Source organism: Cupriavidus nantongensis, assembly GCF_001598055.1.
Taxonomy (GTDB): Bacteria; Pseudomonadota; Gammaproteobacteria; order Burkholderiales; family Burkholderiaceae; genus Cupriavidus; species Cupriavidus nantongensis.
Genome location: NZ_CP014844.1, coordinates 157914 through 173275, shown reverse-complemented (window position 1 = coordinate 173275; position 15362 = coordinate 157914). Strand labels below are relative to the sequence as shown.

Sequence of the window (15362 nt, the reverse complement as noted above, 5' to 3'; positions counted from 1 at the left end):
CGGAATTGTACTGAACGTTCAGCACAATGTCATGAATGTTGCCGGCCGCGCCACTGCGCCCGGCACAGGATCCAGGAGATCAGCATGCCGTATCCGACCCGCTTTGCCGCCACCGCCGCCGCCGCTGCGCTGGCCGTCACCTTCAGCCTTGCCGGGACCGCCGTTGCCGCCACCGCCACCGCCGCACCCGGCGCCGGCAAGCCCGCCACCGATGCCACCGCCCGTGCCAACGCCGCGGTGCTGCAACAGCTGCCGTTCCAGGACCAGCGCGACTTCGACGCGGCGCGCCGCGGCTTTATCGGCACGCTCGACAGCACCGAAATCCGCGACGCCAAAGGCAACGTGGTGTGGTCGCTCGAACCGTACGCGTTCCTCAAGGCGGATACCGCGCCCCCCACCGTCAATCCCAGCCTGTGGCGGCAGGCCCGGCTCAACCTGCACCACGGCCTGTTCCAGGTGACGGACCGCATCTACCAGGTGCGCGGCTTCGATATCGCCAACATGACCATCATCGAGGGCGAGTCCGGCCTGATCGTGATCGACCCGCTGACCGCGACCGAGACCTCGCGCGCCGGCCTCGAGCTTTACTACCGGCACCGGCCGAAGAAGCCGGTGGTGGCGGTGATCTACACCCACAGCCATGCCGACCACTTCGGCGGCGTCAAGGGCGTCATCAGCGACGAAGACGTCAAGGCCGGCCGGGTCAAGGTGCTGGCGCCGGAAGGCTTCACGGAGGAAGCCGTCAGCGAGAACGTCTTCGCCGGCAACGCCATGAGCCGCCGCGCGCAGTACATGTATGGCTTCAACCTGCCGCGCTCGGCCACCGGCCAGGTCGACGTGGGCCTGGGCAAGGCGGTCGCGCACGGCACGCTGACGCTGATCCCGCCGACCGACCTGATCCACAAGACCGGCGAGACCCGCACCATCGACGGCGTGCAGATCGAGTTCCTGATGGCGCCGGGCACAGAGGCGCCGGCCGAGATGCTGATGTACTTCCCGCAGTGGAAAGCCTTGTGCGCGGCCGAGGACGCCACCCACAACCTGCACAACCTCTACACCATCCGCGGCGCCCAGGTGCGCGATGCCAACCTGTGGTGGCGCGCGCTGGACGAGACCATCGACCGCTACGGCGCCCGCACCGACGTGCTGTTCGCCCAGCACCACTGGCCGACCTGGGGCCGCCAGGAAATCGTCACTTACCTGGGCAAGCAGCGCGACGGCTACAAGTACATCCACGACCAGTCGCTGCGGCTGGCCAACCAGGGCTACGTGCCGGCCGAGATCGCCGAGCGCGTGAAGCTGCCGCCGTCGCTGGCGAGCGAGTGGCACCTGCGCGACTACTACGGCACCGTCAGCCACAACGCCAAGGCGGTGTACCAGCGCTACCTGGGCTGGTACGACGCCAACCCGGCCAACCTGAACCCGCTGCCGCCGGAAGAGGCGGGCAAGCGCTATGTCGAATTCATGGGCGGCGCGGCGCGCGTGCTGGAGCAGGCCCGCGCCGCCTATGCGCGCGGCGAGTATCGCTGGGTGGCGGAGGTGGTCAAGCACGTGGTCTTTGCCGACCCGTCCAACCAGGCGGCGCGCCAGCTGCAGGCCGATGCGCTGGAGCAGCTTGGCTACCAGGCGGAATCGTCGACCTGGCGCAACGCCTACCTGAGCGGCGCGGCCGAACTGCGCAGCGGCCCGCCCAAGACCGGCCGCCGCACCGGCAGCCCGGACGTGCTGCGCGCGATGACCGACACCATGTTCCTGGACTACCTGGCGATCAGCCTGAACGGCGACCGCGCCGCCGGCAAGACGCTGGCGCTGAACTGGGTACAGCCGGACACCGGCAAGCGCTTTGCGCTGACCGTGGAGAACGGCGTGTTCCGCTACAAGGCCGACGCCCAGCACGCCGCCCCGCAGGCCACGCTGACCATGCCGCGCGCCGTGCTGATGGCCGTGCTGGCCGGCCAGACCACGCTGCAGGCCGAGACCCAGGCCGGCCGCGCGCGCGTCGAGGGCGACCCGCAGGCGCTGGCGGCGTGGGCCGGGCTGATGGACAAGTCCGAGCCGAACTTCGCCATCGTTACGCCCTGACGGCCTGCAGGCCAGGCGCGCCGCCGCTGTTGCGCGCCTGGCTACCAAAACCGCTTTTACGTGAGGGTTTTTTCCGCCGCGCGGCATAAACCGTTGCGTGGATGCTGCGGACAGCGGTCCGGGGAGCCGCTGCCGCGCCATTTTTTCATGGTTAACCCTCCCTTTAGGGGGCTGCCTCTACGAATCCGTGTCATTGATGAAACAACCTCGCGCGGGCTGGCCGGATAATGCACGCGGCAGTTACCGAAAGAGGAGTAAGAGGATTATGAAATCGACCTATAAGAAGATGCTGGCCGCGGGCGCCGTGATGGCGCTGACCGGAGCCGCACACGCGCAGTCCGCGGGCAGCAATATCGTCAGCATGGGCTGGTTCCGCGTGATGCCGAACAGCTCCGCCGATCCGCTCACCGTCGACAGCATCGGCGGCCGCCCGGTCGGCATGACCCGGCCCAACACCGGCGCGGAGATCGAGTCCGCCGACACGCTCGGCCTGGCTTTCACCCATTTCTTTACCGACAACATCTCCGGCGAGATCGTCGCGGGCATTCCGCCCAAGCATGACGTCAAGGGCACGGGCAACTACGCCCAGTACGGCAAGCTCGGCTCGGTCAAGCAGTGGAGTCCGGCGCTGGTGGTCAAGTACCACTTCTTCGACGCCAAGACCAAATTCCGTCCCTATGTCGGCCTCGGCGTGAACTACACCTGGTTCACCGACGAGACCATCACCAACCAGAACTTCGTCAACCGCGAGTTCGCGCCGGGCGCACGCATGACCGCCAGCGCCAAGCCGTCGTGGAACCCGGTGTTCAATATCGGCGCCACCTACGCCATCAACGACAACTGGTTCGTCGGGCTGTCGGTGTCCTATGTGCCGATTTCGACCCGGGCATCGTTCACCACCCAGGCGGGTCCGGTGACGATCCAGTCGCACACCAAGATCAAGATCGATCCGGTGGTGACGTACCTGAACGTGGGCTACCGCTTCTGAGCGCCGCACACGGCAGGCTGAACAGAAGGGCGCCCGGGGGCGCCCTTTTTGCTGGCGAGGCGACGGCTCAGGCCACCGACCTGACCGGATAGCCGGCTTCCTCGATGGCCTCGCGCAGCTCCTGCGTGTCGGCGTCGCTGTCGACGCGAACAGATTGGGCCGGCACATCCGCGCTGACGCGCGCGGCGGGGTCGACGGCAAGCACGGCACGGGTGATGGCGCCGACGCAGTGGTTGCACGTCATGCCTTCTACCTGGAACTGGATCATGTTGTAACGCTCCTGAACGGGATGGAAACGCGGCATCGGGCCGCGACAGAGATAGTGTGAACCTTGCCATGATGGGAAGCGCAAGGGGAAATTTCTGATGTGGAGGTGGCGCTGGCGTCATCTGCAGCGGCCCTTGACCTTCCAATGATGGTAAGGTCCATGATGCTGACATCGACACTGTGGATGACTCAGAACCATGCCAGATTCCAGCGCTGTGCTCGCTTCCCAACCGGTCCGTGCGGACCGCAACCCGCCCGCCGACGCCATGCCCGAGTGGCGGCTGCCGGTCGAAGGCATGACCTGCGCTTCGTGCGTAGGGCGCGTCGAAAAGGCTCTCGCCAAGGTGCCCGGCGTGCGCGACGTGGCCGTCAACCTGGCGACCGAGGCCGCCACGCTGCGCGCGGCCTCCGCCGCGGTGCTGCCCGCCGCCGCGCGCGCCGTGGCCGACGCCGGCTACACCGTGCCCCACGACACCATCGAACTGAATATCGCCGACATGACCTGTGCCTCCTGCGTGGCGCGGGTCGAAAAGGCGCTGCGCGCCGTGCCGGGCGTGGTCGAGGCCACCGTCAACCTGGCCACCGAGCGCGCCAGCGTGACGCTGCTGCGCGGCGCCACCGATGCCGCGGCGCTGGCCGGCGCGGTCGTGCGCGCCGGCTATGGCGCGACGCCGGTGGCGGATGCCGCGGCCGCGGCGGGCGCCGTGGCCCAGCCCGGCCAGCCGGGGCAGGCCACGCGTCCCGCCTTTTGGGACGGCCCGTGGCCGGTGGCGATCTCGGCGGCGCTGTCGCTGCCGCTGGTGGCGCCGATGGTGCTGGAATGGTTCGGCGTGCACTGGATGCTGCCGGCGTGGGTGCAGTGGCTGCTGGCCACGCCGGTGCAGTTCGTGTTCGGATGGCGCTTCTACAAGGCCGGCTGGAAGGCGGTACGCGCCGGCGCGGGCAATATGGACCTGCTGGTGGCGCTCGGCACCACCGCCGCCTACGGGCTGTCGCTGTGGCTGATGTGGCGCACCCCGGCCGATGCCATGCCGCACCTGTACTTCGAGAGCGCGGCGGTGGTGATCACGCTGGTGCGCCTGGGCAAGTGGCTCGAGACGCGCGCCAAGCGCCAGACCGCCGACGCCATCCGCGCGCTGGCGGCGTTGCGCCCCGATACCGCGCGGGTGCGGCGCGGCGGCGTCGAGCAGAGCGTGCCGCTGTCCGCCGTGACCGTCGGCGATGAAATCGTGGTGCGCCCCGGCGAGCGCATCCCGGTGGACGCCGAGGTGGTCGAAGGCACCAGCCATGCCGATGAATCGATGCTGACCGGCGAAAGCCTGCCGGTGCCCAAGCAGCCTGGCGACCGCATCACCGGCGGCGCCATCAATTTCGAAGGCCTGCTGGTGGCGCGCACCGTGGCGGTGGGCGCCGAGACCGTGCTCGCCCGCATTATCCGCATGGTCGAGCACGCGCAGGCGGCCAAGGCGCCGATCCAGCGCCTGGTCGACCGCGTCAGCGCGGTGTTCGTGCCGGTGGTGCTGGTCATTGCGCTGGTCACCGTGCTGGGCTGGGGCCTGTTTGCCGGCGACTGGGAGACGGCGCTGCTCAATGCCGTGGCGGTGCTGGTGATCGCCTGCCCGTGCGCGCTGGGGCTGGCCACGCCTACGGCGATCATGGCCGGCACCGGCGCCGGCGCGCGCGCCGGCATCCTGATCAAGGACGCCGAGGCGCTGGAAGTGGCGCACCGGGTCGGGGTGGTGGCGTTCGACAAGACCGGCACGCTGACGGTGGGCAAGCCCGAAGTGGTGGCGCTGCATGCGGCCGATCCTGCAGACGCCGACGGCAGCGCATTGCTGGCGCAGCTGGCCGCGCTGCAGGCCGGCAGCGAGCATCCGCTGGCGCGGGCCGTGCTGGCCGCGGCGCAGGCGCGCGGCCTGGCCGTGCCGCAGGCCAGCGGCGTGCAGGCCCTGCCGGGCCGCGGCATTGCCGGCGTGGTCGACGGCCAGGCGCTGCAGCTGGGCAGCGAGCGCCTGCGCGAGTCGCTGGGCGCGCCGGCCGGCGCGCTGGCCGCGGTGGCGCAGCAGTTGCAAGCGGAAGGCCGCACCGTGTCGTGGCTGGTGCAGACCACGCCGCCGCGCGTGGCCGGGCTGGTCGCGTTCGGCGACGCCATCAAGCCGGGCGCACCGGCGGCGATCGCCAGGCTGCGTGCCGCCGGCGTGCGCACCGTGATGCTGACCGGCGACAACGCCGGCGCCGCGGCGCGCGTGGCGCAGGTGCTGGGGCTGGATGACGTGCAGGCCGAAGTGCTGCCCGAAGACAAGGCCGCGCGCGTGCAGGCGCTGGGCCGCGATGGCGCGGTGGTGGCGATGGTGGGCGACGGCATCAACGATGCCCCGGCGCTGGCCGCGGCCGACGTGGGCATTGCCATGTCGACCGGCACCGACGTCGCGATGCACGCAGCCGGCATCACGCTGATGCGCGGCGACCCCGCGCTGGTGGCCGATGCGCTGGCGGTCTCGCACCGCACCGTGCGCAAGATCCGCCAGAACCTGTTCTGGGCCTTTATCTATAACGTGGTGGGGATTCCGCTGGCCGCGGCCGGCATGCTCAATCCGGTGGTGGCGGGCGCGGCGATGGCGTTCTCCAGCGTCAGCGTGGTCGGCAATGCGCTGCTGCTGCGCCGCTGGCGCGCCCGGGCCGGCACCGCGCCGGCGGCTGCCAGCGCGGCGCAGGGAGGCGAATGATGAATATCGGCGAAGCGGCACAGGCCTCGGGCGTATCGGCCAAGATGATCCGCCACTATGAATCGATCGGGCTGGTGGCGACGCCGCCGCGCACCGAAGGCGGCTACCGCCGCTATGACGAACGCGCGGTGCATACCTTGCGCTTCGTGCGGCGTGCTCGTAATCTGGGATTTTCGCTCGACGAGATCCGCAACCTGCTGTCGCTGTGGCACGACCGCGACCGCGCCAGCGCCGACGTCAAGGCGCTGACGCTGCGGCACGTGGCCGACCTGGAGCAGCGCATCGCCGAACTGGCGGCGATGCGCGACACGCTGCGCGAACTGGCGCAGCACTGCAGTGGCGACGACCGGCCGGACTGCCCGATCCTGGCCGACATGGCGCAGCCGGAGGCGCCGGCCTGCCATGGCTAAGCGCGCTTAAAGCCCCGGTTGTAGCCACAGCAGGGGCCGGCACACGCCGGCACAGCGGACTCCATAACAACAACGATAGCTGGCGTCGCGCCTGGCCCGCGCGCGCCGGCAGGAGACCTGCAAATGGAACAGCCGATGACGGACGACCCGGCCCTGGCCGGCGTTGCCAGCACCCCCGCCGCGAGCCCGGCGGACACCCATGCCCATGCGCCGGTGCAGAGCCGCCAGCGCATGCGCGACGGCACCGAACTGTTGCTGCGCACCTGGCAGCCCGACCCGGCACGCTTTGCCGAACCGCTCGGCTCGGTACTGCTGGTACACGGACTTGCCGAACACGCCGGGCGCTACCAGCATGTCGCCGATCTGCTGTGCGGACTGGGGCTGCGCGTGCGCGCCTTCGACCTGCGCGGCCACGGCGCCAGCGGCGGCGCGCGCATGGTCGCGGAGCACCCGGATGCGTACCTGAACGACCTCGCCGAGATCTACGATGCCGCGGTGCCGGGCTGGCATGAATTGCCGATCCTGCTGGGCCACAGCATGGGCGGGCTGATCGCGGCGCGCTTTGCCACCGCGCGGGTGCGGCCGGTGCGCGCGCTGGTACTGTCGTCGCCGGCGCTGGCGCTGCGGCTGTCGCGGCCGGCGCTGACGCTGCACCGTGTGCTGCTGACGCTGGCGCCGCGGCTGCGCGTGCCCAATCCGATCGACGCGCGGCACCTGTCGCATGACCCGGCGGTGGTCGCCGCCTACCGCGCCGATCCGCTGGTGCAGACCACCATCACCGCCTGCGTGCTCGAAGGATTTATCCGCGGCATGGCGCAGGCGCAGGCCGACGCGGCGCTGCTGGAAGCGCCCATGCTGATGCTGGTCGGCGGCGCCGACCGCATCGTCGACCCGGCCGGCAGCCGCACCTTCTTCGACAGCGCGCCACCCGACCTGCGCGAACAGGTCTGGTTCGACCACGGCTACCACGAGATCTTCAACGAAGCGCAGCCGCTGCGCGGCGAAGTGTTCGCGGCGCTGAGCGGCTGGCTGCAGCGCCGGCTGGGCATCCCGCAGCGCTAGGTACGGAACACCGACTCGGCGACGCCGAACACCGCGGCAACCACCGGGTCGTCGCGGCGCGCGGCCAGGCAGACCAGCGTCAGCTCGGTCTGCACCGAGACCCCTTCGACGATCACCAGCCCGTGCGCATGCGATTCGCGCAGCGCGATCGCATCGCGCACCAGCGACAGCCCCACGCCCGAGCGCACCAGGTCGCGCATCGACGCTTCCTGGTCGACGTGCGCCACCTTGGGCACGGTCGCCGGATCCACGCCCGCCTGCGCGAAGTGCGCCGACAGCAGCCGGTTGTGCGCCGATTCGGGCGGGGTCCAGATCCAAGGCAGCGTCGCCAGCTGCGCCCACGAGCGCAGCGCGGTGCGCTCCTTCCAGCCCTTGGGCGCGACCACGTAATACGAGAACGGTGTCAGCGTCAGTGCGTGGAAGCCGGCTTCCGTCGGCTGCCCCAGGTAGAAGCCCACATCGAGCGCGCCGCTGCGTATCTGCTGCAGCACCCAGCCCGACATGCCGTGGCGCAGCTCGGTGCCGATCTGCGGATGGCGCTCGACCAGCGTGCGCAGCATCGGGCCCAGCCGCGTGAATTCCGGGTCGAGGATGGTGCCGATCGCCAGCCGCCCGCGCACGGTGTGATGCATGGCGTTGACGGTGTGCTGCAGGTCGCCCACGCCATCGAGGATGCGTTCGGCCAGCGGCAGCAGCGCGGCGCCATCGGCGGTCAGCGTCAGGCCTGCCGCGGTGCGCTCGAACAGCCGGATGCGCCAGGCCGACTGCAGTGCCTTCAGCTGCAGGCTGACCGCGGGCTGGGTCAGGTGCAGGCGCTGCGCGGCGCGGGTCAGGTTGCCTTCGCGCGCGACGGCGACAAAGGCGCGCAGGTGGTGGAGGTCCAAGGGGGCGCGGGCAGAGAGAGGGGTGGCGGTGGTGCGTCGCAATATTTTGCGCGGCTTATATTGCGATTGACGATAAATCATTGGACGGGGCCGCGCAACTGCACCAAGCTTGCGCTCAACCATGGCCCGAAGTCTTGTGCCGCACGGCATACGTGCCGCAGCGCGCCGCGGCCGGTGCGCGGCGCAGCGTGGCAGCGTCTTCACCAGACGCAAAGATCGACGGGACGGACCGGCGGCGGAATCGCCCCGGGGAACCAGCATCCAGGAGCGGAAGTGGAAGACATCCTTGCAGAGGCCAGCGCGGTGCAGGCCATCATCGGCCATAGCATCGCGGGCCGGCAGACACGCGGCGCCTCGCAGCGCCTGGCCGACGTATTCAACCCCGCAACCGGCGAAGTCGCCGCGCGCGTCGCGCTGGGCACCGCGCAGGACGTCGCCGATGCCGTCGCCGCCGCCCAGGCCGCGTTCCCGGCCTGGGCCGACACCCCGCCGCTGCGCCGCGCGCGCATCCTGTTCAAGTTCAAGGAACTGCTCGACCAGCACCACGACGACCTCGCCGCGCTGATCACGCGCGAGCACGGCAAGGTGTTCTCGGATGCCAAGGGCGAAGTCACGCGCGGCATCGAGGTGGTGGAGTTCGCCTGCGGCATCCCCAACCTGCTCAAGACCGATTTCACCGACAACATCGGCGGCGGCATCGACAACTGGAACCTGCGCCAGCCGCTGGGCGTGGTGGCCGGCATCACGCCGTTCAACTTCCCGGTGATGGTGCCGATGTGGATGTTCCCGGTGGCGCTGGCGTGCGGCAATACCTTCGTGCTCAAGCCGTCCGAGCGCGACCCGTCCCCCAGCCTGCTGATCGCCGACCTGCTGCGCCAGGCCGGTTTGCCCGACGGCGTGTTCAACGTGGTGCAGGGCGACAAGGAAGCGGTCGACGCGCTGCTGGCGCACCCCGACGTGCAGGCGCTGTCGTTCGTCGGCTCGACCCCGATCGCCGAATACATCTATACCGAAGGGACGAAGCACGGCAAGCGTGTGCAGGCGCTGGGCGGCGCCAAGAACCACCTGGTAGTGATGCCCGATGCGGACCTGGACCAGGCCGTCGACGCGCTGATCGGCGCCGCCTACGGTTCGGCCGGCGAGCGCTGCATGGCGATCTCGGTGGCGGTCGCGGTCGGCGACGTCGCCGACCGGCTGGTGCCGCGACTGGCCGAACGCGCGCGCACGCTGAAGATCCGCAACGGCATGGAGGCCGATGCCGAGATGGGCCCGCTGGTGACCGGCGCGCACAAGGCCAAGGTCGAAGGCTATATCGCGAAGGGCGTGGAAGAGGGCGCGACACTGGTGACCGACGGCCGCGGCCACACGGTCGATGGCCACGAGAACGGCTTCTACGTCGGCGGCACGCTGTTCGACCATGTGACGCCTGAGATGACGATCTACAAGGAAGAGATCTTCGGCCCGGTGCTGTCGGTGGTGCGCGTGCACGACTTTGCCGAGGCGGTGGCGCTGATCAACGCGCACGAGTACGGCAACGGCGTGTCGTGCTACACCAGCGACGGCGGCATCGCGCGCGCGTTTGCGCGGCAGATCCAGGTCGGCATGGTCGGCATCAACGTGCCGATCCCGGTGCCGATGGCGTGGCATTCGTTCGGCGGCTGGAAGCGCTCGCTGTTCGGCGACCATCATGCCTATGGCGAAGAGGGCGTGCGCTTCTACACGCGCTACAAGAGCGTGATGCAGCGCTGGCCGGACTCGATCGCCAAGGGCGCGGAGTTCACCATGCCGGTGGCGAAGTAAAACCGATCATCACCACAACAGGGCGCCATGGAGACATTCGACTACATCATCGTGGGGGCCGGTTCGGCCGGCTGTGTCCTGGCGAACCGGCTGACGCAGGACCCGGACATCAACGTGCTGCTGCTGGAAGCAGGCGGCAAGGACGATTACCACTGGATCCACATTCCGGTGGGCTATCTCTACTGCATCGGCAACCCGCGCACCGACTGGCTCTATCGCACCGAAGCCGAGGCGGGGCTGAACGGGCGCTCGCTGGGCTATCCGCGCGGGCGCGTGCTGGGCGGCTGTTCGTCGATCAACGGCATGATCTACATGCGCGGCCAGCGCGAGGACTATGACGAGTGGGCGCGGCTGACCGGCGATGACGGCTGGCGCTGGGACAATGTGCTGCCGCTGTTCAAGCGCAGCGAAGACCATCACCGCGGCCCGAGCGAATTCCACGGCGCCGGCGGCGAATGGCGCGTGGAAGGGCAGCGGCTGCGCTGGGACATTCTCGAGCGCTTTGCCGATGCCGCCGAGCAGGCGGGCATTCCGCGCACCGACGACTTCAACCGCGGCGACAATTTCGGCGTCGGTTATTTCGAAGTGAACCAGCGCCGCGGCATCCGCTGGAATACCGCCAAGGCATTCCTGCGGCGTGCCTCGGAGCGGCCCAACCTGACCATCGTCACCGGTGCGCAGGTGAGCGGGCTGAGCTTCGACGGGCGCCGCTGCACCGGCGTCAACTATCTGGGCGGCGGCCGCGCGCATGCGGCATCGGCCACGCTCGAGGTGATCCTCGCCGCCGGCGCGGTCAACACGCCGCAGTTGCTCGAGCTGTCGGGCATCGGCCAGGCCGAACGGCTGCAGGCGCTGGGCATTCCGGTGCGCCATGCGCTGCCCGGCGTGGGCGAGAACCTGCAGGACCACCTGCAGCTGCGCAGCGTGGTCAAGGTCAACGGCGTGCGCACGCTGAACACGCGCGCGGCCAGCCTGTGGGGCAAGTTCTGCATCGGCGTGCAGTACGCCTTCAACCAGAGCGGGCCGATGAGCATGGCGCCATCGCAGCTGGGCGCGTTCGCGCGCTCGGATCCGTCGCAGGCGCGGCCGAATATCGAGTACCACGTGCAGCCGCTGTCGCTCGACAAGTTCGGCGATCCGCTCCACGCCTTCAACGCCTTTACCGCCAGCGCCTGCAACCTGCGCCCGACTTCGCGCGGCAGCGTGCATGCCGGCAGCGCGGATTATCGCCAGGCGCCGGTGATCGCGCCCAATTACCTGTCGACCGACGAGGACCGCAAGGTCGCCGCCGACTCGATCCGGCTTACGCGCCGCATCGTCGCGTCGCCTGCGCTGGCGCCTTACCAGCCGGAGGAGTGGCTGCCAGGGCTGGCGTTCCAGAGTGACGACGAACTGGCCGAAGCCGCCGGCAATATCGGCACCACCATCTTCCATCCGGTCGGCACCTGCAAGATGGGCCGCGCCGACGATCCCATGGCGGTGGTCGACCATCGGCTGCGCGTGCTGGGGGTGCAGGGGCTGCGCGTGGTTGATGCCTCGGTGATGCCGCTGATCACCTCGGGCAACACCAACTCGCCGACCATCATGATTGCCGAGCGCGCCAGCGACATGATCCGCGAAGACCGCAGGCAGCGCGCCATGCCGGCCGAAGTGGCCAGCTCCGAAGAGGGGTCGGCGCAGGCGCCGGCCGAAGCCAGCCCAGTGCCGGTGACAGCGGCCACAAGCGCTTGATGCGCCACGCCACATGACCACCGGCGGGGCGGTGATCCTGTGGCCTTTGCGGCGCTTGTGCGGCCGCGGAAAAACTGACACTTGGTTCATGTTTCATAGTGCAAACCCCGATGTTTTGCGATGCAACAGGCGCACACAATAGACGCCTCACAGGGTGCTTCGGCCGCACATACCATGCCGCCGCCGCAACCCGCGCGGGAGCCGCCCCGCACAGATAAAAACCGCGGGCATGGCCGGCAACCACGGCAAGCCTGACGGAACAAGCGGCAGTAAGGGCCTACAAGGCCGGTTCGGACCATTGTCAGTGCCGGGCATCACCCCGGCAGTTCAGCAAGAGGGCGGGCAGGAGACATGAACCAGCAGGAAACCATCCTGGAAACGCGGAACCTCACCAAGGAGTTCAAGGGGTTCACGGCGGTGAGCGACGTTAACCTGCGGGTGCGCCGCGGCTCGATCCATGCGTTGATCGGCCCCAACGGCGCGGGCAAGACCACTTGCTTCAACCTGCTCACCAAGTTCCTGGAGCCGACCACCGGCACCATCCTTTTCAACGGCATCGACATCACGCGGGAAAAGCCGGCGCAGATCGCGCGGCGCGGCGTGATCCGCTCGTTCCAGATCTCGGCGGTGTTCCCGCACCTGACGGTGATGGAGAACGTGCGCATCGGGCTGCAGCGGCAACTGGGCACCGCGTACCAGTTCTGGCGCAGCGAGCGCTCGCTCGACGTGCTCAACGACCGCGCCATGGAGCTGCTCGAGCAGGTCGGCCTGACCGAGTTCGCGCATACGCTCACGGTGAACCTGCCGTACGGGCGCAAGCGCGCGCTGGAGATCGCCACCACGCTGGCGATGGAGCCCGAGCTGATGCTGCTCGACGAACCCACGCAGGGCATGGGCCACGAGGACGTCGACCGAGTCACGCAGCTGATCAAGCAGGTCTCGGCGGGCCGCACCATCCTGATGGTCGAGCACAACATGAGCGTGGTCTCGTCGATCGCCGACAAGATCACGGTGCTGCAGCGCGGCGCGGTGCTGGCCGAAGGCCCGTATGCGGAGGTGTCGAAGGACCCGCGCGTGATGGAAGCCTACATGGGCACCGCCGACGCGGAACTGCAGGGCGCGCACTGAGGCCGGGGGGACGACACATGAGCACAGCCAATACTCCCGCCCTGGAAATCAAGGGCCTGCACGCCTGGTACGGCGAATCGCACATCCTGCACGGCGTCGACCTGACCGTGAACCGCGGCGAGGTGGTCACGCTGCTGGGCCGCAACGGCGCCGGGCGCACCACCACGCTGCGCGCCATCATGGGCTTGACCGGCGCGCGCAAGGGCTCGATCAAGGTGGACGGCCACGAGACCATCGGCCTGCCCACGCACAAGATCGCGCACTACGGCATCGGCTATTGCCCGGAAGAGCGCGCCATCTTCTCCAGCCTCTCATGCGAAGAGAACCTGCTGCTGCCGCCGCAGCTGAAAGGCAAGGATTCGGGCATGAGCGAGGCCGACATCTACGAGATGTTCCCGAACCTGAAGGAGCGCCGCCAGAGCCAGGGCACGCGCCTGTCGGGCGGCGAGCAGCAGATGCTGGCGGTCGGGCGCATCTTGCGCACCGGCGCCAACCTGCTGCTGCTCGACGAGATCTCGGAAGGGCTGGCACCGGTGATCGTGCAGGCGCTCGCACGCATGATCCGGATGCTCAAGCAGAAGGGGTACACGGTGGTGATGGTGGAGCAGAACTTCCGCTTTGCTGCGCCGCTGGCGGACCGCTTCTACGTGATGGAGCACGGCACCATCGTCGAACGCTTCGCGGCCAGCGAGCTGCAGGCCAAGATGCCGGTGCTGCATGAATTGCTCGGGGTCTGATCCGCGCAACGCGGGTCGATGGTTGCTTGTTGGCAGGAACGGGTGGCGCGCACGCCGCCGCAAATCAGGAGACACGGAAATGAAAAAGACTCGGCTCGCGGCCGCGATGGCGGCCATTGCCATGGGTGCGGTGTCGTTCGGCGCTGCCGCACAGGTATCGGGCGACACCGTCAAGATCGGCTATATCACCGACATGTCGGGCCTGTATGCCGATATCGACGGCCCCGGCGGCCTCGAAGCCATCAAGATGGCGATCGAGGACCGCGGCGGCAAGGTGCTGGGCAAGCCCATCGAGATCGTCTCGGCCGACCACCAGAACAAGGCCGACATCGCTGCCTCGAAAGCGCGCGAATGGATGGACCAGCAGGGCCTGGACATGCTGCTGGGCGGCACCAACTCCGGCACTGCGCTGGCGATGAACAAGGTCGCTTCCGAGAAGAAGCGCGTCTACATCAACATCGGCGCCGGCACCGCGCGCCTGACCAACGAAGAGTGCTCCCCGTACACGGTGCACTACGCCTATGACACGGTGGCGCTGGCCAAGGGCACCGGCAGCGCGGTGGTCAAGCAGGGCGGCAAGTCGTGGTTCTTCCTGACCGCCGACTACGCCTTCGGCCACTCGCTCGAGAGCGACACCGCCGCGGTGGTCAAGGCCAACGGCGGCACGGTGGCGGGGCAGGTGCGCCATCCGCTGTCGGCGTCGGACTTCTCGTCGTTCCTGCTGCAGGCGCAGGCGTCCAAGGCGCAGATCCTGGGCCTGGCCAACGCCGGCGGCGACACCATCAATTCGATCAAGGCGGCCAAGGAATTCGGCATCACCAAGTCGATGAAGATCGCCGGCCTGCTGATGTTCATCAACGATGTGCACAGCCTCGGGCTGAAGAACACCGAAGGCCTGCTGATGACCGACAGCTGGTACTGGGACATGAACGACGACACCCGCAAGTTCGCCAACCGCTTCTTCGGCAAGATGAAGAAGATGCCGAGCAGCTTGCAGGCCGCGGACTACTCGGCCGCCAGCACCTACCTGAAGGCCGTCGAAGCCGCCAAGACCGACGATCCGGACAAGGTCATGGCCGAGCTGAAGAAGATGAAGATCAACGACTTCTACACCAAGGGCTATATCCGCCAGGACGGCCGTGGCATCCACGACATGTACCTGATGCAGGTAAAGACCGCGGCCGAATCGAAGAAGCCGTGGGATTACCTGAAGGTGGTCGCGACCATCCCGGGCGAGCAGGCCTTCACCACGGTGGCCGAGTCGAAGTGCGCCATGTTGAAGAAGTAAGAGCCGTCGGCACTGCGACGGTTTGCTCCCCTCTCCCGCTTGCGGGAGAGGGGCAGGGGGTGAGGGCTTGAGCGTCAAAGGCTGAGGTTGGTGGGTTAACACCGCTGGCCCTGCCAAGGCCGCCATGCTGGAACACACCGAGGGCTTCGCTTGATGTGGTTCCTCGCTAAACCGCCCCTCACCCCGACCCTCTCCCCGTGAAGGGAGAGGGAGAACACCTTGCTCAGGCTAGCCCGGGCGGCTTTGGCGCACCCAAAAC

At 68.6% G+C, this 15362-nt stretch carries 12 protein-coding genes; 10 read left to right on the top strand and 2 right to left on the bottom strand.

The window, feature by feature from the left end; all coding sequences use genetic code 11:
• The first annotated feature begins 84 nt into the window (after positions 1-84).
• Positions 85-2082: an alkyl/aryl-sulfatase gene (locus A2G96_RS00775; RefSeq protein WP_062795892.1), complete on the top strand. Its 1998-nt coding sequence runs from the start codon at positions 85-87 to the stop codon at positions 2080-2082.
• A 265-nt stretch (positions 2083-2347) separates the two neighbouring features.
• Entirely contained in the window at positions 2348-3070 is a 723-nt protein-coding gene (locus A2G96_RS00770) for an OmpW/AlkL family protein (protein WP_062795890.1), read from the top strand.
• 67 nt (positions 3071-3137) lie between these two features.
• On the opposite strand, the gene A2G96_RS00765 is transcribed toward A2G96_RS00770, so the two are convergent.
• On the bottom strand, positions 3138-3338 hold the full coding sequence (locus A2G96_RS00765; RefSeq protein WP_062795888.1) for a heavy-metal-associated domain-containing protein: 201 nt from the start codon (positions 3336-3338) through the stop codon (positions 3138-3140).
• A 196-nt stretch (positions 3339-3534) separates the two neighbouring features.
• Between A2G96_RS00765 and A2G96_RS00760 the strand changes: the two genes are divergently transcribed.
• The 3 genes from A2G96_RS00760 to A2G96_RS00750 all read left to right on the top strand — a co-directional run bounded on the left by A2G96_RS00760 (position 3535) and on the right by A2G96_RS00750 (position 7535).
• Positions 3535-6063, top strand: coding sequence for a heavy metal translocating P-type ATPase (locus A2G96_RS00760; RefSeq protein ID WP_062795886.1), 2529 nt, complete (start codon positions 3535-3537; stop codon positions 6061-6063).
• The gene (gene cueR, locus A2G96_RS00755; RefSeq protein WP_062795884.1) at positions 6063-6473 is read left to right on the top strand and encodes a Cu(I)-responsive transcriptional regulator; all 411 of its coding nucleotides are present in this window, start codon (positions 6063-6065) and stop codon (positions 6471-6473) included. Before A2G96_RS00760 ends, cueR begins: the two co-directional genes overlap by 1 nt.
• A gap of 123 nt (positions 6474-6596) precedes the next feature.
• Positions 6597-7535, top strand: a complete 939-nt coding sequence (locus tag A2G96_RS00750) for an alpha/beta fold hydrolase (protein WP_062795882.1) — start codon at positions 6597-6599, stop codon at positions 7533-7535.
• Here the strand turns inward: A2G96_RS00750 and A2G96_RS00745 are convergent.
• The gene (locus tag A2G96_RS00745; protein WP_062795880.1) at positions 7532-8419 is read right to left on the bottom strand and encodes a LysR family transcriptional regulator; all 888 of its coding nucleotides are present in this window, start codon (positions 8417-8419) and stop codon (positions 7532-7534) included. The genes A2G96_RS00750 and A2G96_RS00745 overlap by 4 nt on opposite strands.
• 303 nt (positions 8420-8722) lie before the next feature.
• Here A2G96_RS00745 and A2G96_RS00740 point away from each other — a divergent pair, with 303 nt between their 5' ends.
• From A2G96_RS00740 to A2G96_RS00720, 5 genes are all read left to right on the top strand, one after another.
• On the top strand, positions 8723-10219 hold the full coding sequence (locus A2G96_RS00740; RefSeq protein ID WP_062801988.1) for a CoA-acylating methylmalonate-semialdehyde dehydrogenase: 1497 nt from the start codon (positions 8723-8725) through the stop codon (positions 10217-10219).
• Positions 10220-10246: 27 nt separating this feature from the next.
• The gene (locus tag A2G96_RS00735; RefSeq protein ID WP_062795878.1) at positions 10247-11950 is read left to right on the top strand and encodes a GMC family oxidoreductase; all 1704 of its coding nucleotides are present in this window, start codon (positions 10247-10249) and stop codon (positions 11948-11950) included.
• A 351-nt stretch (positions 11951-12301) separates the two neighbouring features.
• Positions 12302-13078 carry an ABC transporter ATP-binding protein gene (locus A2G96_RS00730; RefSeq protein WP_062795877.1) on the top strand — a complete coding sequence of 259 codons (777 nt, stop codon included), beginning with the start codon at positions 12302-12304 and terminating at the stop codon, positions 13076-13078.
• A gap of 17 nt (positions 13079-13095) precedes the next feature.
• Positions 13096-13815: an ABC transporter ATP-binding protein gene (locus A2G96_RS00725; protein ID WP_062795876.1), complete on the top strand. Its 720-nt coding sequence runs from the start codon at positions 13096-13098 to the stop codon at positions 13813-13815.
• Between the two features lie 79 nt (positions 13816-13894).
• Positions 13895-15103 carry an ABC transporter substrate-binding protein gene (locus A2G96_RS00720; protein ID WP_062795875.1) on the top strand — a complete coding sequence of 403 codons (1209 nt, stop codon included), beginning with the start codon at positions 13895-13897 and terminating at the stop codon, positions 15101-15103.
• Positions 15104-15362 lie beyond the last annotated feature (259 nt).

What these genes read in the sequence shown, in the direction of transcription:
- A2G96_RS00775 (WP_062795892.1), top strand. Translation starts at nt 85, where the DNA reads ATGCCGTATCCGACCCGCTTTGCCGCCACCGCCGCCGCCGCTGCGCTG.
- A2G96_RS00770 (WP_062795890.1), top strand. Translation starts at nt 2,348, where the DNA reads ATGAAATCGACCTATAAGAAGATGCTGGCCGCGGGCGCCGTGATGGCG.
- A2G96_RS00765 (WP_062795888.1), bottom strand. Translation starts at nt 3,338, where the DNA reads ATGATCCAGTTCCAGGTAGAAGGCATGACGTGCAACCACTGCGTCGGC.
- A2G96_RS00760 (WP_062795886.1), top strand. Translation starts at nt 3,535, where the DNA reads ATGCCAGATTCCAGCGCTGTGCTCGCTTCCCAACCGGTCCGTGCGGAC.
- cueR (WP_062795884.1), top strand. Translation starts at nt 6,063, where the DNA reads ATGAATATCGGCGAAGCGGCACAGGCCTCGGGCGTATCGGCCAAGATG.
- A2G96_RS00750 (WP_062795882.1), top strand. Translation starts at nt 6,597, where the DNA reads ATGGAACAGCCGATGACGGACGACCCGGCCCTGGCCGGCGTTGCCAGC.
- A2G96_RS00735 (WP_062795878.1), top strand. Translation starts at nt 10,247, where the DNA reads ATGGAGACATTCGACTACATCATCGTGGGGGCCGGTTCGGCCGGCTGT.
- A2G96_RS00730 (WP_062795877.1), top strand. Translation starts at nt 12,302, where the DNA reads ATGAACCAGCAGGAAACCATCCTGGAAACGCGGAACCTCACCAAGGAG.
- A2G96_RS00725 (WP_062795876.1), top strand. Translation starts at nt 13,096, where the DNA reads ATGAGCACAGCCAATACTCCCGCCCTGGAAATCAAGGGCCTGCACGCC.
- A2G96_RS00720 (WP_062795875.1), top strand. Translation starts at nt 13,895, where the DNA reads ATGAAAAAGACTCGGCTCGCGGCCGCGATGGCGGCCATTGCCATGGGT.